The 21,238-nt window shown below is 38.7% G+C and carries 15 protein-coding genes; 2 read left to right on the forward strand and 13 right to left on the reverse strand.

All coding sequences use genetic code 11. From position 1 onward, the window contains the following. Positions 1-50: 50 nt before the first annotated feature. The 3 genes from KI375_RS14725 to KI375_RS14735 all read right to left on the reverse strand — a co-directional run bounded on the left by KI375_RS14725 (position 51) and on the right by KI375_RS14735 (position 4,590). Positions 51-1,349 (reverse strand): ABC transporter substrate-binding protein, encoded by a 1,299-nt coding sequence (locus KI375_RS14725; RefSeq protein ID WP_212974236.1) that lies wholly within the window; start codon positions 1,347-1,349, stop codon positions 51-53. A gap of 289 nt (positions 1,350-1,638) precedes the next feature. Further along, positions 1,639-2,460 (reverse strand): amidohydrolase family protein, encoded by an 822-nt coding sequence (locus tag KI375_RS14730; RefSeq protein WP_212974237.1) that lies wholly within the window; start codon positions 2,458-2,460, stop codon positions 1,639-1,641. Positions 2,461-2,493: 33 nt separating this feature from the next. After that, positions 2,494-4,590, reverse strand: coding sequence for a phosphodiester glycosidase family protein (locus tag KI375_RS14735; RefSeq protein ID WP_212974238.1), 2,097 nt, complete (start codon positions 4,588-4,590; stop codon positions 2,494-2,496). 274 nt (positions 4,591-4,864) lie between these two features. Here KI375_RS14735 and KI375_RS14740 point away from each other — a divergent pair, with 274 nt between their 5' ends. Continuing rightward, a complete protein-coding gene (locus KI375_RS14740; protein ID WP_212974239.1) occupies positions 4,865-6,001 on the forward strand; it encodes a YibE/F family protein in 1,137 nt (378 codons plus the stop codon). Then, positions 5,998-6,768 (forward strand): YibE/F family protein, encoded by a 771-nt coding sequence (locus tag KI375_RS14745; RefSeq protein ID WP_207450278.1) that lies wholly within the window; start codon positions 5,998-6,000, stop codon positions 6,766-6,768. The genes KI375_RS14740 and KI375_RS14745 overlap by 4 nt, the downstream gene beginning before the upstream one ends. Positions 6,769-6,961: 193 nt before the next feature. Here KI375_RS14745 and KI375_RS14750 read toward each other — a convergent pair whose 3' ends face one another. The 10 genes from KI375_RS14750 to KI375_RS14795 all read right to left on the reverse strand — a co-directional run bounded on the left by KI375_RS14750 (position 6,962) and on the right by KI375_RS14795 (position 21,231). Then, positions 6,962-7,576 (reverse strand): hypothetical protein, encoded by a 615-nt coding sequence (locus KI375_RS14750; RefSeq protein ID WP_212974240.1) that lies wholly within the window; start codon positions 7,574-7,576, stop codon positions 6,962-6,964. A gap of 229 nt (positions 7,577-7,805) precedes the next feature. Further along, positions 7,806-8,903: a mandelate racemase/muconate lactonizing enzyme family protein gene (locus tag KI375_RS14755; RefSeq protein WP_212974241.1), complete on the reverse strand. Its 1,098-nt coding sequence runs from the start codon at positions 8,901-8,903 to the stop codon at positions 7,806-7,808. A 61-nt stretch (positions 8,904-8,964) separates the two neighbouring features. Continuing rightward, positions 8,965-10,365, reverse strand: coding sequence for a sulfatase family protein (locus tag KI375_RS14760; RefSeq protein WP_244852667.1), 1,401 nt, complete (start codon positions 10,363-10,365; stop codon positions 8,965-8,967). Between the two features lie 76 nt (positions 10,366-10,441). Next, entirely contained in the window at positions 10,442-11,908 is a 1,467-nt protein-coding gene (locus KI375_RS14765) for an arylsulfatase (RefSeq protein ID WP_212974242.1), read from the reverse strand. Between the two features lie 59 nt (positions 11,909-11,967). Further along, a complete protein-coding gene (locus KI375_RS14770; protein WP_212974243.1) occupies positions 11,968-13,482 on the reverse strand; it encodes a sulfatase family protein in 1,515 nt (504 codons plus the stop codon). A gap of 37 nt (positions 13,483-13,519) precedes the next feature. Further along, entirely contained in the window at positions 13,520-15,016 is a 1,497-nt protein-coding gene (locus tag KI375_RS14775) for a LamG-like jellyroll fold domain-containing protein (protein WP_212974244.1), read from the reverse strand. A gap of 189 nt (positions 15,017-15,205) precedes the next feature. Further along, positions 15,206-16,756, reverse strand: a complete 1,551-nt coding sequence (locus KI375_RS14780; RefSeq protein WP_212974245.1) for an extracellular solute-binding protein — start codon at positions 16,754-16,756, stop codon at positions 15,206-15,208. A gap of 41 nt (positions 16,757-16,797) precedes the next feature. Continuing rightward, the gene (locus tag KI375_RS14785; RefSeq protein WP_212974246.1) at positions 16,798-17,694 is read right to left on the reverse strand and encodes a carbohydrate ABC transporter permease; all 897 of its coding nucleotides are present in this window, start codon (positions 17,692-17,694) and stop codon (positions 16,798-16,800) included. Between the two features lie 16 nt (positions 17,695-17,710). After that, the gene (locus KI375_RS14790) at positions 17,711-18,676 is read right to left on the reverse strand and encodes an ABC transporter permease (RefSeq protein ID WP_207450295.1); all 966 of its coding nucleotides are present in this window, start codon (positions 18,674-18,676) and stop codon (positions 17,711-17,713) included. A 302-nt stretch (positions 18,677-18,978) separates the two neighbouring features. Further along, positions 18,979-21,231: a helix-turn-helix domain-containing protein gene (locus KI375_RS14795; RefSeq protein ID WP_212974247.1), complete on the reverse strand. Its 2,253-nt coding sequence runs from the start codon at positions 21,229-21,231 to the stop codon at positions 18,979-18,981. Positions 21,232-21,238 lie beyond the last annotated feature (7 nt).

Raw genomic sequence — 21,238 nt, forward strand, 5'->3', positions numbered from 1 at the left:
AACAAGAAAAACACTGTCACAGTATTTCAAAAGAACATTCTACTTTTCTATCACTCTTTCCCTTGCATTTCTTTTACCATCGTTTCGTATTCATCTTTTAATTTGCGAATAAATGTCACACTGTCTTCATTTGATTCCAAAAACTCATTTGCCTTCCCATTCATAAATCCGTTTAAAGGTTCATCATATTTGGAATAGGGTGGAACAGGTGCCAGTTTTTGGGTAAATGGAGCTCTTGCATTATAGTCGCTTTCATATTGATCAAGAATTTGACCGCCAAATTCGTCAAAAATAGCCGTATCCTCAATTGTCGGTGGGCTGCCAACATATGACAGCACCTTCTGCCCCTCTGGACTAGCCAAGTGAGCCATCACTTTAAACGCTTCATTTGGATGCTTACTGTGTTTGGTAATATTAAAGGATAAAGCAACAGCTGATGGGCCGATGTTAGGAAGCTCCTTCCAAACTGGTGTTGTAACCATATCAAATTGAAAGCCATCTACAGGAGCAATAAGTGGCAAATGTGTAGCATTCGCTATCCACATAGCAATATTTTGTTTGTTTTCATGGAATCCATCCGGGTTATCTTCATCCTTTTCTTGCATTCCAGGAATATCTCGAATGCTCGCTAATAAATCAAAATACTGTTTCGTTAATGGATCATCTGCGAATAAAACTTCTCCCGTTTCAGGATCGGTCCCAGGTATACTCAATTGTCTATAAGGGATATTCGTCGCCCAATTGAGGATTTGCATACCTTTGTATTGAATCCCTTCACGTTCATCAGTCAATTTCCGAGCAAGATCAACCACCTCATCCCAGGTCATGCCATCAGTTGGGTAATCTTCTCCAAACTTATCAAAAATATCTTTATTATAATACATCGCCGTCATCCCGACTTCTAGTGGCAATCCGTATAAATGTCCTTCTCCAGTAGGATCATAAGTGCGTAGATCATCTACAATTCCTTCCCGGAAAATACCTAAATCAAATTTATGTTTTTCAATAAGCTCATCAATCGGCATTAGTAAATCTAAATCTTCAATATATTCAGCAGAGGGAGCAACAGTTATAATATCCGGAACATCCCCTTTGGCAAATAGTTCCTGAAGCTCATTAATATCAGCTGGATTCCCTTCCATCAACTCTAAATTGATATCAGGAAAAGCCTCACTAATTTGATCTTTAAAGCGATTTTTAAAGACTTCTTCATCGACTGCAATAAGCATCTTCAGGTGAACTTTATCATCTTTTTCATTTTCTTTCCCCGTTTTTTTCGTACACCCACTCAGAAACAAAATCGAGCAAATTCCTATAATGAGAACAGATAGCCAAAGTTTTTTATTCATCTAATCCCCCTTATTTATTCATTCCACAAAAAAGAAAACGTTTTCATTTATATAGCTCCTCTATAACCTCCTTCGCAAAACTCCCCTTGTCTACTTTTATTTTCTCAGTGAACAAAAGAATAGATGCTAAAATTTTCCATTCACATTTTATATTAACCTATTTAACGAGAAAATTAAACCTTTATTACATATATATTAAACAATTAACAAAATCTAATTTCATTTTTTTAATAATAAGAAAGGCGCGACGATACCGTCACACCTTTCTGACCAAACCTGTTGACATTGGTTATTTATCTACTTTATAAAATGATTGTGCATTCTTACCAAAAAAAGCTGCGTGATCTTGAGGTATTGTCTCTTCAACAATGTTAATTACATCATCATAGGTTCCGGCTAATAGACAAACAGGCCAATCGCTCCCAAACATCACCCGTTTCTCTCCAAATACATGGTAGACATGTTCAATGTATGGCTTAATATCCGCCGGTTTCCATGTTTGATGATCCGCTTCTGTGATTAATCCCGATATTTTACACATTGTGGATGGATATTGTGCAATCTTAGCGATTCCTTCGGCCCATGTCGCCCACTCTTGATCTTTAATATTTGGCTTGGCACAATGATTTACCACCGCTCGCAAACCAGGAAATTCTGATAATAATTCGATTATGGAAGGAAGATGTTTCGGATAAATTAAGAGATCGATCGGAAAATCATTCTCAACTAAAATCTTTAGATTGCTTTTTACATCTGGGCGAAGAATCCAGCGGTCATCTGACAGATCCTGTAACATGGGACGAATGCCAATAAATTTCGCATGCTGCTTATAATGAAAGAATCGTTCTGGAAATGACGGGTCGGCTAAATCAAGCCAGCCAACAACACCCGCAATCGTCTGATGATTATCGGCTAGTTCCAATAAAAACTTTGTCTCTTCCTCTGTTGGTGCTGCTTGCACAACGATTGATTGTTTGATCTGATGTTTTTTCAAATGTGCTGCTAAATTCTCTGGTAAAAAGTCTTTATAAATCGCTTGCAAATCCTCCGTTGGCCAATTTGTCCACTGATTTTCTAGCTGCCAATAGTGCTGATGGGCATCCAATCTCATTTCTGTAACCTCCATATCTATTTGAAAAGTATTCTAATAAATCAAGCGGATTTGATCAATATATAAGGTTCCAGTCGTCTTATTCTCTCCTTTTGTCGCCATATACCGAAAAGGTGCTTCCATTTTTAAAGGCAGAATCCGATCTTTCGGTATTTTTGCCTCCACATATTTCCAACCTGTCCATGAAACCCCCATTTCCTTCTCCGTGTAATCGATGGAAAATAACTGACTATGTCCATCTCGTAATTGTCCCCTTAACCAATGACCATGTCCATCTCCATAAACCCACATTCCAATTTTATCTGGATACCCTTCCAATTCAATGCTTCTTTTCGCAGTAACATAGACACCTGATATCCCTTTTTGATTTAAAAAATTATAATCAATTCTTAGGGCATGATACCCAAAACGAATAGGGTCATCAGGTCCAGATGCTAAACGCATATGAATGGCTGTATAGCGGTCACCTTTTATCGCCCATTGATTTGCCCCATTCTCAAAATTCTCGATAAGATGGGGCTCTTTCCCGACTTCAACCTTTAGCGCTGCGGACACATCTCCATAGCGAACCGCAATGCTTCCACTTCCCTTTTCATCGAAAGCAGTGAATTTCCCTCCCGGATGGATCTCCCCCACAGTTCCGTCGAATGTCCACTCCAATAAAAGGGGATCTAATATTAGCTTTCTCCCCTTATGATAGGCTTCCACTCCTATTTGGTATACAGATTTTGGCTCAACCGTTAGCTCAGATTGTAAGAAAGCAAGTTTCGTACATGTATCAACTACCTCAATTTTACTAACACCACTCTTGACACCATTCATCTTGGCTGACACCATTCCAACCCCTGGCTTGAAACCAGCTTTAAAACAGCCGCTGCTATTCATTTCTCCAATATGCCTATCAACAGACCACTCCACCTTATCTGTTATCTGTTTGGCATGATAAAAAGCATCTGTGCCTCTAACTTTAAAAGTAAACGAACTTCCTGCTAGGATGGCAAGTTCTGCGGGATAAACAAAAAGTTTCTTTAACTCTCCTTCTTTCTGACAGTTTACAAGAAGAAGAGTGTTAGCCACATCCCTTTCTGCCCCATCAGATGGTTGATTGATTATGATCGGTGTTTGCTCACCTGGTAATTTAACCAACATTGTTGATGATCCTCCACCATCAAGATTAACGGCAGAATAAACACCATATGCAAGCATTAGCTCCGCTAGCTCTTTAAGCGAAACACCTACACTATAACCCGGTTTTCGACCATCGACTACGATAAGTAGAACAGTCCCATCCTCTTTTATTCCAACAGCTGTTCTAGGTGCTAAGCCCGTATCTGAAGGTATTGTACCCTCCATGAGCATCCCCTTATCAATCAGAAGATGATTACCACCAACTGCTTCTTGTACATTCATCCAATCATCTAAAAAAGTAAAAGCTAATTCTACTTCGTCTCCTGCTTTTATAGATTGTAACCATTCTCGAACTCTCCCACGGCCTGCAAGGAGCAATTGTCCTTCCGTTAAAGTGATATTTGCTTCTTCAACAATATGTTGAATCCGCCCTCTTACAGACTGCCCTGATTGGATCACATCATTGGTCGTATCGACAATAACCTTCACTGCGTTGTCAACGGTTACATTTATTTCACCAAAAACATTTGAATATAAGACAAGTGGATAATCTATCAGCTGTTTGTTTAATGCGATCGGACAGGGAAGCTGCTGTACTTGATCATTGATTTTTACAGTAATCGATAAATCGGGGGTACCAATTATAGCTGTACCATCTTTCTTAAATCCTATCGCCGTGCGCCCATTTGGTGATGTTAATATCTGCCCTTGATGAACAATCAAATTAGCGGGTAAACCATTCGACATATCATAAAAGTCCGCATTGATTCCTGCAACAATACGATGTTCTGAACGATTAACAGCGGCCGCCTGCTCCGTTGCTTTTTGCATCCCTACAACGTTTCCATAAGTTAATCCAGCTTCAAAGCGAATTTTATCTGTTTCTAGCTTAGCTTCAATGATATGAAGATGTTGTTTGCCAGAAATACTATAAACCTCTTCTGAAAATTGTCTGACGCCTGGGGCTATCGTCTGTACCTTAGTTTGATTAACATTCTGCATTTATTTTCACACCCTATTACCTCTATTTGTTCCGCATTAATGGGCAGTAATACCTCCACATCTGCACTAGCACATCCTGTGTGTCGAAAATCCTCAATGATTCAAGTTTCACTTTATTTTACTATAGTAGCTTACTATGATCATCCTCTTTCAGCAATCCTCCTATTCTTTCCTGCTACTTGACCAATGAATATATGATTGTTATTCTAGCTCCATTGTATATGTTCTTCCATTCTTATAAAATGATATTAGAAATAATATTGGAGGTTATGCTTTGAGAGCCATTTTAAATAGGATACCAATATCACCGAAAAAATTGGTGTTTTATACACTGTTAATTCTTTGTTTTGTTGCCTCCATTATATTTGTCCAACATAATCATTCTTTGTTTGAACGATCGATTGCAAAAGTGATCGAGGTCGAGCAAGTCGAGACCACTGATTTAATAGATATGAATGATAATCATGACAAACTCACGACACAACACATAATTGCAGAATTAAAAAACGGAAAGGAAAAAGGACAACTTATCCATTTAACTAATGAGTATTCAATTTCCGGTGCTTATGATCAGCCTTATCGTGTCGGCAATGAATTATTTGTTGACATTGATCATGACCTGAGCGAAAATCAAGAGCTTACTGGTAGTATCCAGGATGTAAAGCGTGATCATTATATTTTATTCGCCGCATGGGTGTTTATCTTTATCTTACTGATTGTCGGAAAAAAGCAGGGATTGTTTTCAATTATCAGTTTGGCTGTTAATGCGCTGTTGCTCTCCTATGCTTTGGATATATATATCCAGCACCCTAATATCAGTTTAGTCTGGATATGTGGAGTGGCTGCCGTTTTATTTACAGCCATTTCATTGTTACTTGTGAATGGTTTTAATGAAAAAACATATGCCGCTATTATTGCGACCTTATGCGCCACCCTTCTTTCGCTCTTCATCACCTATATAGTTCTTTGGGTAACGAACGAAAACGGATTACGCTACGAAGAAATGCAGTTCTTAACTCGCCCTTACCAAATGGTATTTATGGCTGGGCTATTTGTTGGATCTTTAGGTGCTGTCATGGATGTGGCGATTACAATGTCAGCCTCCATCTTTGCTTTATATGAACAAAATAACGATATTTCTGTAAAAGCTTTGAAAAATTCCGGCTTAGATATTGGGAAGGATATTATGGGAACGATGACCAATATTCTATTTTTTGCCTATATTAGCGGTACGATTCCAATGCTGATTTTATATTTAAAAAATGCCTCACCACTAGGCTTTTCCCTTTCTATGAATCTTTCATTGGAACTAGCGCGAGCTTTGGCAGGCGGGATTGGGATCGTATTAGCGATTCCGATTGGTTTATATGTGTCCATTTATTTTGTTCAACGAAAGAGGAGAAACTTATGAATGTTTTCTTATGGTTAGCTATTATTTTAGGCGTTTTAATGATTCTGATCGGTGGAAAAAAAGGAGCTAGATCTTTTCTGTCTTTATTCTTAAATTTTGCTGTGATCCTTCTGATTGTCCTATTTATGACAGCTCCAAGTGCGAATCCGATTATTTTAACATTGATCGGATGTACAGTGATCAGTTGTATAAATCTGTTTTTCATAAATGAGGTGAATAGTAAAACAACAACTGCGTTTATTGCCACCATCATTACGATTGTGATTCTGATTGTTTTCATTACGATTTTATCTGAAAGATCGATGATTCAAGGCTTTGGTGAGGAGGAAATGGAAGAATTAGGAATGTTTTCCCTTTATATTGGTGTGGATTTTGTCAAAATAGGTGCCTCCGTGATTATTATGAGTACTATCGGCGCCATTACAGATGTGGCGATCTCCATTACTTCTCCGATGCGGGAAATTTTCCTTCACCATCCATCCATTAGTAGAAAAGATTTATTTCGTTCTGGATTAAGTATTGGAAGAGATATTTTAGGGACCAATACAAATACATTATTTTTCGCCTTCTTCGGAGGCTATCTTGCCTTGCTTTTATGGTTTAAAGACTTATCCTATTCTTTGAGTGAAATTATCAATTCAAAAATTTTCAGTGACGAAATGATCACGATTTTTTGCTCTGGTATTGGTATTGCCTTAATTATCCCTATTGCCTCCTGGCTTAACGCCTATTACTTAACGAAAACTCGGGACAAAGTCGCAGAATAACTTTCTACTGATAAACTGAAAAAACTCGGGCATCTTGCAATTCCCCGAGTTTTCTCTTTATCCCGCATTAACGGACAAAATCAATCTCTTCCATTTTAAATTACTTCCAACAATCTTGAAGCACAGTGCTTCCTCAACAACTGTGCCCGTTTGCGGCAATTACCTAAGTAGAAGAACATTCGAAACGGCTTTATCAAGCATTATTAGCCAACCGGAGCATTTTCCTTCCGTTAAGCAAAATAATGACGCTAGTTACCCATAATATTAACGCTGAGCCAAAACCAATAAATGACCACCATGCACTAATCTCATGATTCAAAAATTCTATATTTACGGGTACAAAGAGCATTGTTACAATCGCAAGGAAACATAAAAGTGCACCCGTTATATAATAGGCACTAACTTTGAAAAGATATGCTAACGGGAGAAAATGAACCCCGACAATAATAGCCATCACAGGAAAGAAGTATTCGAAATGATTGATTGAACCGCAGATTACAGCAGCGAAGACAATCAATATAAACTCAAGTCCGAAAATAATGTTGAACCACATGCCCGTTCTCTTCGAACGCTGTTTGCCCGATTTGCTTGAATAACTTGGTAGCTTTTGAGATGACCTGCTCAATATGTACCCGCAAACAAATAAAACAATACAGATGACTATGGCAAAGATCGGCAACCAAGGGTTTCCCCATCCCTGAAGTCCTCCAATCCCAATTCCCGCCCACATTGTCCCAAAAAACGTCATAAGTAAAACGCCTGAAGCCATCCCCCGTAATGCTGCTTTTGAAACAGCTGTTTCTGACATACGCAGCACTCCATTTCCTATACTTCTAGATGAACCCCCCATCACTTAAAACCTGTGTTTTGAGGTGCGGGTTTGCAAACAAATCGTCAAGAATACCCAACAAGGACTGAGGGTGACTTATTCCTTTTATGACAAGTCACTGGGGCTCATCCCAACAACTGGATCGGAACAGACTAGCTAATTCTTCCTGCAGAGGGAATTCCGAACCCACAGTAATTGAACTTTCACTTTATCCGTTTCGACACTCTGTCAAAATTTTATCCGTTAATTTACAGCCCAGTCCGGGTTCTTCCGGTAAGGTATAGTAGCCATTCACAACTTTTATCGGGTCTTCCCAAATATCCGCAATCGATTCATAACAATGTTCGACCATTGGTACATTCGGGGTCGCAGCAGCCAATTGAGCGTGTAATTTCTGCTGAACATTCGTGTGAGGGATCACCTCTAAATTATAGCAACGAGCAAGAGCAGCTACATCCAGCCATTCGTCAATTCCCGATAGTTTTGTCGCGTCCGCTTGCACAATATCGACAGCACCCATTTCAATATAATCCCGAAAATCGTATTTTGTATAGACTGTTTCCCCAATGGCAATCGGCAAATCCAGCGTATGTGCAAGTTCTGCATGCGCTTTTTTATCGAAAGGATTCATCGGCTCTTCTAACCAATAGACATCTAATTCCTCCAGTTTTCGCCCCCATACTTTCGATGTCTTTAAATCCCAAACGGTATTGACGTCAACCATTAATTTTATATCATCACCAATTGCTTTTCGTACCGCTTTGACTCGTTTAAAATCTTCTCTTGGATCAGGCAATCCTAATTTCATCTTTACAGCATCATAACCACGTTCAACTAGAGTGAGCATGTCTTTAATAAGTTGATCAGTCGTAACTTGGAGCCAACCACCATCAGTGTTATAAGCCTTCACTCTATCCTTAACTGGACCTAGATATTTCCATAAAGGCAGGTTGGCTACTTTTAGTTTTATATCCCAGAGGGCTAGTTCCACTGCACATAGAGCAACACGGGTGACCCCAACTTGTCCGATAAAATGATTGGTATAGTGAAGATCGCGTAAAAGTGTTTTGTACATAAGTGGGTCTTTTCCAATAAGTTTTGGTGCATACGTATCATCAATAATCGCTTGAACCGCTCGCGTTCCCTTAGTGTAATTCCAGTTAAATCCCCATCCGCTTATACCTTCGTCTGTATCCACTCGTACCGCAACAAATTCAACTGATTCCAATCTTGTTTGGGAATCTGTAATCGCTCGTTGCTTTAGTGGAATATCCAATAAATAGGTTTCAACCTTGGTTATTTTCATTTTTAAGCACCGCCTTTTATTTAACTAAATAACAAGTTTCTTACATTGTTTTTCATTGATCTTAAGGGTTTTCGCGAAAAGCAGGTTTTCCTTTCCCAGCAGGGCCAACCAAATTGAGTTGGCCATAGCCTTTGACGGCTTCATGTGTTCCATCAAAAGCAGGATCCACATATTCAACAAACCATTTTTCAAGCTTCCCTTTCATATCAATTAAGATATCTTCATAGCTCGGGTTTTCGACTAGATTCTCTCTTTCCCCCGGGTCTTCCTCTAAATGATATAATTCATGCGGTCCATAAGGATAACGATGAATATACTTCCAGTCTTTCGTTCGGATCATCCGGACTGGCCCATATTCATCATAAATAACAACATGCTCATGGGCCTCCGCTTGCACCCCTTTTAATAAGCCGTAAAAGCTTTTTCCAGGAAGTTTGTTTGCTTCAACGTTTTCTATACCAACATAGTCCAATAATGTTGGCATAAAATCATAACCACTTACCAATTCCTCGCACACTTTATCTTCTGGGATAAGCCCTGGCTGTGAGAAAATTGCTGGAACTTTTACGGAAGTATCATACATATTTTGCGGGAAAGTCCCATTCCCTTTCCCCCATATGCCATGATGTCCGCAATTAAATCCATTATCGCTGAGAAAACAAATAAGTGTATTTTCGCGGATGCCCATTGTTTCAATTTTTTCTATGATTCTACCAATATTCTCATCCATAGCTGTAACAGCAGCAAAATAGCCTTTTAAATTTTCCTTTCGATTATCTCCCCAAGGAGCCGTGTTAATTTGCCAGTCGTGCTTCGCTTCGTTTGGAATGGAGTCGAATGAGCAATCATCATATGAATCAACAATTTCCTGCGGATGACTATTGATCCAAGGATCGTGAGGTGCCGTGTAATGAACACTTAGATAAAAAGGTTGTTCCCCATCTTGATGATCTAAAAATTCAAGTGCATCATCTGTAATCACGTCTGTTAGATAGCCAGCTTCATGGACAAGTTCCCCGTTGCGGATCATTGGAGCATTATAATACGGTCCTCCTCCCCTTTGATGGACAAACCAATGGTGGAATCCCTTTTGCGGGTTGATGCTATCACCTAAATGCCATTTTCCACTTAAACCACATACATAATGGTTTTCAGCTAAAATTTCCGTATACGCTGTTTGACCTTGTAAATATTCGATTGTTTCCTCTCCTACATTCCCTTCTCGGATCCAGTCTTGAACCCCATGCTGGGAAGGAATTCTTCCTGTCAGCAAAGATGCCCGAGCTGGAGAGCAGACGGGAGAAGTACAAAAGAAATTAGAAAAACGCATGCCTTCCTTAGCCAAACGATCTAAATGTGGAGTGCGAATTTCATGATTCCCAGCACTTCCAAGTGCCCATGCTCCTTGATCATCACTAAGAATAAAAACAATATTTGGTTTACTTTTCATTTGCTTTTGCAAGGGCTTTCACCTCCCATTTATTATTACATACTATCTAAAAAAAAGATATTAGCATGATCAAAACGTAAGCGCTCATTCACCATTTATATAGAGAATTCTGGAGTCTCTCTTGATATTTAGGTGAAATTAATGGTGGTTTACCTGCTTGGCTTACAAGCTTATCTCCATCCGTTAACCCTGCCTTTCTTGGTTCTAAAACTTTGATCATCCGGCTTCTCCATTTTTGTAATAAAACTCGATACTCTTTGTGATTAGCTAAATCATTACTCTCTTGAGGATCGCACTGAAGGTCAAATAATTGTTCCTTATTTAACCTCGGTAACCAAATATATTTTATTTTTCCATCAGTCAAATATTGCATTTCTTGCGCTTCTGCATAACAAGCACTGTGCTCTCCATGAAGATAATTTCTAGAAAACTCTTGATTCCCCTGCAGCAAACCTTGCAAACTTATTCCATCAACAGAGTCAGGAATATCTATTTCCAAAGTATCCAGTATGGTCGGCATCAAGTCTTGTAGTTGCACTGCTTGGTCCACTCTTTCTCCTTTTCGCTCGATTGATTTGGGAAGCTTGATAATCAGTGGGATTTTAGCGGATCCTTCATAAGCGTATGTTTTCCTCCAAAGACTATGATCGCCTAACATATCACCATGATCAGAAGTGAAAATAACCAAAGTATTATCCCATTGTCCTGTCTTACGGAGATAAAATAATAGTCTACCAATCTGATGATCTATATGGGTAATAGATCCATAATATCCCGCTCGCGCACGCTGTGTTTCCTCTTCACTCCGCATGCCTCTCCAAGCGTCCGGATCTAGAGCTTTCTGTTCAGGTCCGTAAATCAAATTCCAGTCTCCCGAAAATGGTTTTGGCAATTCCTTATGATGGTACATATCAAAATAGTATTTTGGTGGATCATAAGGAGAATGTGGTCTGGCAAAAGAGGTCATCAGAAAAAATGGTTTACTAGGATCACGTTTCTGTAAAAAATCTAGTGATTCGTTCACCGTCCAATTTGTCGGATGAAGATGTTCTGGTGCATGATAAGGCCTTGCCATCCATGAATTCCAATTTACGCCATGATCGATTATTCCGTAATCTCCATCCTTATGCTGATCAAACCATTTCTTATAATCTGATGTAAAGCCAGGATCTTCTTCCCGGCCAGATTCATCTAAAACCGTATGATGAAAACCATTTAAAGCTCTTTGTGGATAAAAATGCCCTTTGCCAACTAGTTGAGTATGGAAACCAGCAGCCGATAATTCTCCTGGTAGAGTATGAGGAAATCCCACGCCCATTGGCTTCTGTCCCGCTCCCATCCCTAATATCCCAGTATTCCATGGATCCATCCCGGTTAGTAAAGCAGCTCTTGCAGGGACACAAGATGGACTAGGCGTGTAGGCATTGGAAAAATTCACCCCCTCGGATGCTAACCAATCCAGATTCGGTGTCTCTATCATTGGATTATCATTAACACCTATGCAATCGCCACGTTGTTGGTCTGTCATAATAAATAAAACATTATAATTTTTCAACTGTTTTCTCTCCTTTTATTCGTCGGGGTAGGAGTCTTCACTACTTTTTATATAAGAGATTATGCCCACCAAACCCTTGGCATCGAAAGTGGTTCTATTCCAAGTTCTGCCCACGCATACTCTAATAGTAAATCTGCTTTGATCCCGGCATATTCTGGATCATCCCAGCGGTTATACATCTCCCTTGGGTCTTCTTGTAAATCGAATAACTCTCCATATGTTTGATTATAATAGATCGTTAGTTTATAGCGTTGATTTACATATGTCTTCATATGAAGCGCAGTTGGCTGTGTACGATTCTCACATAAAATATGTTCCCTTGCTTGTTCTGTTTCCCCTAACCATACCTTTTTTTGATCTCTACCTGTCATCGTATGGGGGATTTCGATGTCCGCAAAGCTTAAAAATGTCGGAGCCAAATCAACAAGGGATTGCATTGCTTCTGTCGTTTTTCCAGTAGGAACTCTCCCCGGAGAGCGCACAATAAAAGGCAGCTTAATCACATCTTCATAATGAAATCCACCTTTATCATGTAGACCATGTTGTCCGAAAAAATGTCCGTGATCGGTTGTAAAGACAACAATCGTATCTTCAGCGAGTCCAAGCTCATCTAATCGATCTAATATTTTTCCGATATACTTGTCCATCATACTAATCATGCCATAATAGACGCCCATATTTTGCCTGGCCTCTTGTTCCGTTATCTGCGCATGGGAACGAAAACCAATATTGCCTATATCTGTTTCCTGATAGGCGGAAAAATCCGGGTTCTCTTCTTGTGTTAATTGAAAATGAGGCGGATTTTTATCATGCTCTCCCGGTACAATCGTTGGTAAAGTCAATTGTTCTGGGTCATACATCGTATCCCATGGTTCTGGCACAAGATAAGGCGGATGCGGATCAAAGAAACTAGCCCATAAGAAAAATGACTCATCTTTTTCCTGATACTCTGTTAGCTTTTCATTTGTCCGTTCAGCTATCCATGTATTATAGTGATATTTTTCCGGAATTGCCCATTTGTACTTTTCATCAGGGTCCATTGTTCCTGTTGGTGGTAAATAATAGTCCCGCCAATTTTTACAGCCCTTTTCCTCCATCCATAAGGCATAATGTTGACCAACCAAATGTTCATTTGTATGATTCCGCGTAAGTTCAATATGCTCAAAGCCATAAAAAGGGCCGTTAAATTTCTTCCAATAATCCAAATCCGTTAACAAAGGGTAGGATTCAATGGATGAATATTCTTCGGTATCTTTTAGTGGTTGAAAGTGAGCCTTGCCAATCAATCCAGTTCTGTATCCGTTTTCCTGAAACACCTCCCCAACCGTTAACTGCTCCTCAGGTAATTTTGTCCCAAGCGACCAGGCACCATGTTGACTTGGATACGCACCAGTGATAATCGATGCTCTTGACGGTGTGCAAGTTGGATTTGGACAATAAGCCCGATTGAAAACAGTTCCCTCGCGAACCAAGCGGTCTAAATTAGGTGTTGAAATCTCACTGTTAAAAGCACCAATTGTATCCCAATGCTGCTGATCACTTGTAATGAGTAATATATTTGGCTTTTTCATCATTATACCTCCGTCTATCTCAAATTTTTTTATCTAGCCTTCATTTCATCGGTTCTTCAATCCGAAAATTAACCAAAACCGCCGCGTGATCAGATGGAAAATGGACAGGATGTGTATCGATCTTCCTCGCAAACTGTGGATCAAGCTGGGTGCCATGCAGATAGATATAATCAATGCGATCACTAATATAATCATCCTGTTCCCAAGCGGGCCATGTAATAGCTGGGTCTGTAACTGGATCAGGGTGAATTTCCCGATATGTATCTCTATATCCTGCTTCAGCCAATATAAGTGACTGTGGAAACGGGAATACATAGCCATTATGGTGTGATCGAGTTGCTTCGATCCAATCTAAATGAGAACCACTGTTAAAATCGCCGCATAATAATAAAGGTTCTTGCTCTGACTTTTCAGTTAGTGGTTTAAGTGCTTGAAGTATCTCTCTCAATTCATTTAACCGTTCCTGTTCGCCTTCAAGTAACTGCGCTTGACTGAGATTCGCATTTCGATGCAGTTTCTCCAAATAATCGCTAAGATAATGTAACCAAATCGAAAATACATTCACATATCGTTCCTCATTTAGGCGAATCCGCGCTCCACCACAGTGGAATGCTTGATAGTATGGATATGTATCAATAATTGGATAGCGACTTAAAATGGATAAATTCGAGCTCCTTAAATAGAAATAATAACCAAGAGCATCTGCAATGATGGGGCCAGAGCCATATGTTTCCTGCATCATAATCAGATCTGCATCACTATCTTTTATCACATCAATTACGCGCTGAACGCCAATCTCAGCTCCCGTCTCACGTCCACCATTCCAGATGTTGAACGTCATCACCTTGAGATGTTTGGTCTGTCTTTCTGGAGCCCGCTCAAGGTGGCGATATTGAGAAAAGCGTTTCGCAATCTGTTTTGATGAAAGAGTTTGATCATCTATCCATACCTCATCAATCAGTCCTGGGAAGGATTCACAATCGCTTTCATTTTTCGCTTCTCCACCAATCCAGAGCGCCTCAGCTTGATTCCAGCTTTGTTTTGTCTGTAAAGTAACACTATAGATCCCTACATTCAACCCATTATAATACAGGTGAATTTCCGGTTTTGTGGCAGAGTACGTAAAGGAAAGAAAATGCCACTGCCCATCACGAATCGATTGTCGACTAGCTGTAGGTTCATATCTATACGTTTCCGCCCCTTCAGTTGCTTGCCAATACCAAGCACCATTTGCTTGAACTCCGATTTTCCATCCTATCTTACGGCCCTCGATCTCATGTGTCGCAGCAATCAGATCAAATGAACGATTCTCAAATAAGCCATTTAATCGGTCGCCCTTTACCCATACACTGACAGTAAAATCGCCTGAATACTTTCGTAAAGGATTCGGCTCACATACAGCTTTCCGTATAGAAGCACTGGCGCTCAGATCAAGTACTTGGCCATTTATTCCTTCAACTTTCCTAGTCTCTGTCTGAGAGTATGCTAGACGCCAGCGAGGCACGTCCGCTACAAATTCACTATCTTGCTCCGTCATCCTATCCCTCCTTAAGATTGTTGATTTTATCTAGTTATTTGCTAGTAAAGGAATGGCACTCACTCTATTATGGAATGAATGCCATTTTGGAAATCCCTTTACTAGCTTTATTCAAAATCGATTACTAATGAGAGTTCAAAAAGGAGCAGTATCATTTTATCGGCCTTTTTGAACATCTTCTTACATCAATTATTCTTTAAAACTATCATAATACTTTTGGTGAATATCTATCAACTCATCTAAGCCCATTTTTTCCAATTGTTCAATATAGTTATCCCATTTCGAATCCACATCCCCCTCAATAATGAATTTCGGGATCGTTTCATCAATATAACCGTCAATATCGGTCGTTAAAATCGATAAACGCTCAGCATCTTCAGCACTATACAAGAGATCGGGGTATATTTCTTCTGGTTGATACGGCTCATACATTTCTGCATATTCCATTTTTTCTTTTTCTCCCGTATCCAATTCAAATTTTTCAAATGTCTCCTGTAAGATCGCATATACTCCATAAGAACCAGGTGATTGTTGGTGCCTAAACTCTTCGTAGCTCGTTCCTTCTGGCACTTCACTCTTAACAATCTTCTCGCCATCTTTTTCCAAATTGACGCCAAAAGGTCCTGCATAAACTTGAACAGCTATCTCTGGATCAAACATTTGATCAACCCACTTCATTGATCGTGCCGGATTCTCATTGGCGGATGTAATGGAGAATCCTGAAAGGCTTAATGAACCGGATGAGCGATTCCACATTTGCTCTCCATCAGGCCCCTTTAATGGCGGTATCGCTACATAATCTTTATCGAGAGTACCAAAGCTAGAGAATTTAGACCAAGCAAAATAGGCACCCAATACTGGAGTAGCAGACTTTATTTTCGAATCATACACATTAATATCATGAGTAAATGCTTCTGGATCGATTAATCCTTCTTTGTACAATTCATGCATCCATTTCACATATTCTTTATATTCAGGTCGAACAGGTGCCAAATATACTTCCCCGTTCTCTACACCAAGCTTACGGCCAACGACTCCAAACGAACCACTTAAAGAATGGGGCCCACGGATTTCGTTACTATACGTAAAGCTGAATGGGATTTCATCCTTCTTTCCATTATCATTCAAATCTTTATCTTTAAATGCTGTTAACATTTCTTTAAATTCATCTGTTGTTTCGGGAATATCCATCCCAACTTCATCCAACCACTTTTTATTTACAAACATGGCATCATTTGAAGTACTCCAAAGATCTTCAACATAGAGTGGTAATGCATAGATATGACCATCTGGAGCTGTGATCATTTTTTCGATTTCTGGTCTCTTTTCAAAAAATGTTTTGATATTTGGAGCATTCTCTTCAATTAGATCTTCTAAAGCAATTAATTGACCATTGCTTCCATACTTGACGATATCATTTGCTCCTAAGGTCCAGGCAGAATAAAAAAAGTCAGGTAAATCATCACTTGCAAACATCAGGTTAATTTGCTCCTGCTGTGTTTGTGGAGTCGCATTCGTCCACTTAATTTCTGTGTTCACATTTTCAGCTAATTCATCTAGAAATTCCATATCAGCCCAATCTGTTGTAGCTGCAGGTGCCTTTACGCCAAACCCGTTTAACGTAACCTTCTCCTCTCCTGAATCTTCGATTGCTTCGCTCGAACTGTTTTTATCCTTTCCACTACAGGCCCCTAATATAAGTAGAACCAGTGCAACAAGAACCAGCCATCTTTTTCTCATTTCTTTTCCCCCTTCAGTCTAATTATATATGAACAGATCCATTATCCTTTTATGGATCCAATCATAACACCTTTTACAAAATGCTTTTGTACAAATGGATATAAAACTAACATTGGCAGACTCGCGATAATTACAACTCCATATTTTATTAACTCGGAGATGTTTTGCATTTCAGATTCCATCCCAGCCAAGGCTCCTGAATCCGTCACTTCATTCGCTTGGGATAAAACTAAAACTTCCCGGAGCACTAATTGAAGAGGATGCAGGGCGGAATCACGCAAATAAATCAGTGCGTTAAAATACGTATTCCAATGACCAACAGCATGGAAAAGGACCATAACGGCAATAATCGGTGTTGAGAGCGGTACAACGATTTTCAAGAAGAAATTCAAGTTTGTACAGCCATCTATCTTCCCTGCTTCTAATAATTCATCTGGTATCGTCCCTTGAAAAAAGGTCCGAACAATAATCAGATTATAGGCAGAAATGGCATTAGGTATGACCATCGCCCAAATCGTATTCACCATGCCAAGATCTTTTACCAATAGATAGGACGGAATCATCCCACCGCTAAAAAACATAGTGAACACGATAAAAAACATAAACATATTTCTGCCAGCTAGATCTTTCCTTGACAAGGCATAACCACCGGTAATCGTAAGTACAACATTGATGGCCGTTCCTAGTACTGTGTAAATAATTGAATTTTTATAGCCTGTCCAGATTTTGTCATGATCGAAAATCATTTCGTACCCTTTAAAGGTAATATCCTTTGGCCATAACCAGATTTCACCATTATTAACCGCATCAGGACTGCTAAAAGAGGCAATCACCATAAAATAAAGCGGATAGATGGTGATAAATAATACAATCATAAAAAAGATTGTATTAAAAAGATCAAATATCTTATCACCTTTTGTTCTCGCTGTAAGATTCATTCAAATGGCCTCCCTTCTACCATAGACTGTTCTGTCCAGCCTTTTTAGCTGTCTGATTGACAACAATCAGTAGGATAAAATTAATAACTGAATTAAATAGCCCAACGGCTGTTGCGTAACTAAATTGAGCTCCTAAAAGTCCAGCCTTATATACATGGGTTTGGATAATCTCTGATGAAGAAATATTCACGGAATTTTGCATTAGGTATACCTTTTCAAACCCGACATTTAGTAAATTCCCCATATTAAGGATCAACAGAATAATTACGGTCGGTAATATTCCCGGAATATCTATATGCCATATTCTTTTTAGCTTACTCGCACCATCCATCACAGCTGCTTCATGCAAGTCAGGACTAATGGATGTGAGTGCTGCTAAATAAATAATCATCCCCCATCCAAGGCTTTGCCATACACCTGAGAAAACAAATAATGGTTTAAACCATTCCGGTATGCCAAAAAAGAAAATAGGATCTCCGCCAAATAGGGCAATGACCTGATTAATGATTCCATTTCGTGGTGATAAAAATAGGTAAAGCATCCCGACTAAAACTACAACTGAAATAAAATGGGGCGCGTATGTAACGGTTTGTACAATTCGTTTAAAACGACGGTTCACAAGCTGATTTAATAATAGCGCCATAATAATTGGGATCGGAAATACAGCAAATTCAAAAAGAGCCAATCCGATTGTATTTTTTAAAACTGTCCAGAATTGATAAGATTGAAAGAAACGGATAAATTGGTCAAAGCCGATCCAAGGGCTCCCTAAGATCCCTGAAGCTGCATTGAAATTTTTAAAGGCAATTTGTACACCATACATCGGAAAATAATGGAATACTAAAAAATAGAGCAGTGTTGGTAATAATAAGAGATAAAGATCATAATTTTGTAGAAGTTTTTTTATTTTCTCCTTCGGTGTTCTTTTTCTCAACACGATTTGCTCCGTCTTTTGTAGTGCTGTTCCCCCTTGTTCTTTCATATTTCGTACCTCCTTTTCTTCTATGTAGAAATCTGATTGCCTTGTTGCAAACGGATTCACCATTTCGCTTAAATGATCCGTTCAGTGACCCAAGCTTAAATTATTTTTTCGTTTTTCCGCAATCAGTTATTTCACACGATATATGCCAAAACCATATTTGCTTAAAAAGGACTCTGTATGTGAAAACGAAACCAATATGCGATTTACAAACCCGTATAACCCTTGATAAACCAACGATTTATGTGATTTCATAAGGAATTGTCTATCCTTTAAAAATCAAAAAAACTTGGCAGATGCCAAGTTTAAATTACATTTTTTTCTGTATATTTTTTTCTAAATTCCCCTGGTGTCATGTTTTCTTGTTGCTTAAATTTCCTTATAAAACTTGAAACATCACTATAGCCAACTTGCATTGCAATCTCTTTTACCTGTAAATCGCTTGTTTTTAACAGAAATTTCGTTTGGTCCATACGTATACGATTTAAATGCTGTAAGATTGTCTCACCTGTGTGCTTTTTAAAATAACGCATAATATAAGCTTCTGATAGGGAGAAATGCTCTGCTAAAGCTTGTATGGAAAACTGGTATTCATGATAATGATCTTGTATATATGTTAATAAATCATCCAATAATTGCAGATCAGGCTGTGCCTGGTCATGAATATCAAAAACATTCCGTATTATTTTTGTTACCATTTCTTCCATTTCCTCGGTAGAATGGAAGTCATTGATTTGTAAAACATCTGGCAGCATATCATGCTTTTCTTGAGCAGGCTGAATATCCTGAATAATTCTCATAACCGTGCTAGACACATCAAACATCAAGCATTTCGCCATAAATAAATTCGAGTTAGCAGATTGGATGATTCCTGTGATTTTCATCATAATCTTCTCAACTTGCTCCATATTCCGCTGTCTTATACATAACTCTAGTTGGTCGACGATTTGCCGATCGTACCAATTCAAATTCAAATTTTCCGCAGACGTTTCTGAGAAAAAAATAATCTGATTGATCCCTTTGATTAATTGGTAGTGAAGAGCTGTTTCCGCTTCCAAATGAGACTTACCCATCTGAGTTGTATCACGGTAGCTATTTCCAACCCCAATTGTCACTGAAATATCGCTCTCTTTACTTATTTTTATATACCAATCATTTAATACTGAATGGTGGACTTCACCAGATAAGATAAAAACAAGCTTAGATGTTCCAAACAAATCGCCTAGATCAATTTGGTATTTTTCTTTATTTGGTAGATATGTAAGCCATTTCTTCACTTCACCGAGTTTCATTGGATCATGGAGGATATTCTGCTGATGAAATTCCATCAACATCACGTAATAGTCTGTTTCCTTTAATTGTAATTGAATTTCCGCCCCTAACGCATTCAACTCCTGATAATCTGCAATTTCTCCACGAAGTAAGCGGATAAGTAAATGCTGTTGCATCACTGGCCGGCTTTTTTCAACATGTTTACTCAAGTGTTGATTCTTCAGCTCAGAATAATGCATTACTTCCGAAATTTTTTCTAAACCATGATGCTGTTGGATTACACGTGACCATTTTTCCTCCACGCGCCGGATCAAATTTCCCAAAGGTTTATAATTTATTTGCATGCCAATATAGATCAACAGAATTCCAATAAATAGTACGATCCCATAAGATATCAACACATTATGCTTTACACTATTAACATCTTTCATTAACTCTGACTCAGGCGTTAGAGTAAAAAAACTCCAATCTTGAAATTCGGATTTTACATGAGATACATAATATGTTTCATGATCTATGATGATGCTTTTAACCTCATCCGCTCCGTCTTGATTGACTTGCTTAATGAAAGCATTTAATTCGGGTTGACGATGATATAAGCCTGCTACAACCTGATACTGATCATCTAAAATAAAGGCATTTCCTGCCGAAGTGTTGACCACATTTTTTAACATATCTTGGATCATTTTTTCATCAATAAAAAAAAGCAATGTGCCATAAGGGTGCTTACTATTGAAAGGAACTGGTACACCATACGTAATCATATTCACTGTTTTGCCATTAAATATTCTTACCTTTTCCGGATTCCGTAGAAAAGGCTTTTGACTTTCATTTAAGGTTTGATAAAAATCTTCGTATGACCAATTTTCAAATTGAAAATAACTATCTGTAAAGGAAGGAAACGAATAGCTAGAATCACCAGAAAATAAATAATCATTGCCCCTAATATAATAAAAAAGCTCATAGATAGAATCATTACCAACCTTATAGTTTAATATTTTTTTTGCTTTAAACACGTCAAAAAAGTTGTTCACATAATAAGGCGTTAATTCATGCTGAGAGGATACCTGTAACGAAATCCTATGAAACTCCGATAATTTTGTGTCAAGGATATCCTTCATTTGGATCAGCTTTTTTTCATTCGACTCCATTACCTGTCCCTTTATATTCGCAAGTAAATAGAAATGAATAATCGAGCCAAGAAAAAGCACTGGGACAATTAAAATTAGGATATAAAAAGATAAAAACTGAAGACTGAGCGGAATTCTTAAACGCCTTTTTTTCAAGTACCTC

The organism is Bacillus sp. J14TS2 (assembly GCF_018333015.1).
Taxonomy (GTDB): domain Bacteria; phylum Bacillota; class Bacilli; order Bacillales; family Bacillaceae_C; genus Lederbergia.

Bases quoted from the DNA above. Each gene is read 5' to 3' on its own strand.
- KI375_RS14725 (WP_212974236.1), bottom strand. From the start codon at position 1,349: ATGAATAAAAAACTTTGGCTATCTGTTCTCATTATAGGAATTTGCTCG.
- KI375_RS14730 (WP_212974237.1), bottom strand. From the start codon at position 2,460: ATGAGATTGGATGCCCATCAGCACTATTGGCAGCTAGAAAATCAGTGG.
- KI375_RS14735 (WP_212974238.1), bottom strand. From the start codon at position 4,590: ATGCAGAATGTTAATCAAACTAAGGTACAGACGATAGCCCCAGGCGTC.
- KI375_RS14745 (WP_207450278.1), top strand. From the start codon at position 5,998: ATGAATGTTTTCTTATGGTTAGCTATTATTTTAGGCGTTTTAATGATT.
- KI375_RS14750 (WP_212974240.1), bottom strand. From the start codon at position 7,576: ATGTCAGAAACAGCTGTTTCAAAAGCAGCATTACGGGGGATGGCTTCA.
- KI375_RS14755 (WP_212974241.1), bottom strand. From the start codon at position 8,903: ATGAAAATAACCAAGGTTGAAACCTATTTATTGGATATTCCACTAAAG.
- KI375_RS14770 (WP_212974243.1), bottom strand. From the start codon at position 13,482: ATGATGAAAAAGCCAAATATATTACTCATTACAAGTGATCAGCAGCAT.
- KI375_RS14775 (WP_212974244.1), bottom strand. From the start codon at position 15,016: ATGACGGAGCAAGATAGTGAATTTGTAGCGGACGTGCCTCGCTGGCGT.
- KI375_RS14780 (WP_212974245.1), bottom strand. From the start codon at position 16,756: ATGAGAAAAAGATGGCTGGTTCTTGTTGCACTGGTTCTACTTATATTA.
- KI375_RS14785 (WP_212974246.1), bottom strand. From the start codon at position 17,694: ATGAATCTTACAGCGAGAACAAAAGGTGATAAGATATTTGATCTTTTT.
- KI375_RS14790 (WP_207450295.1), bottom strand. From the start codon at position 18,676: ATGAAAGAACAAGGGGGAACAGCACTACAAAAGACGGAGCAAATCGTG.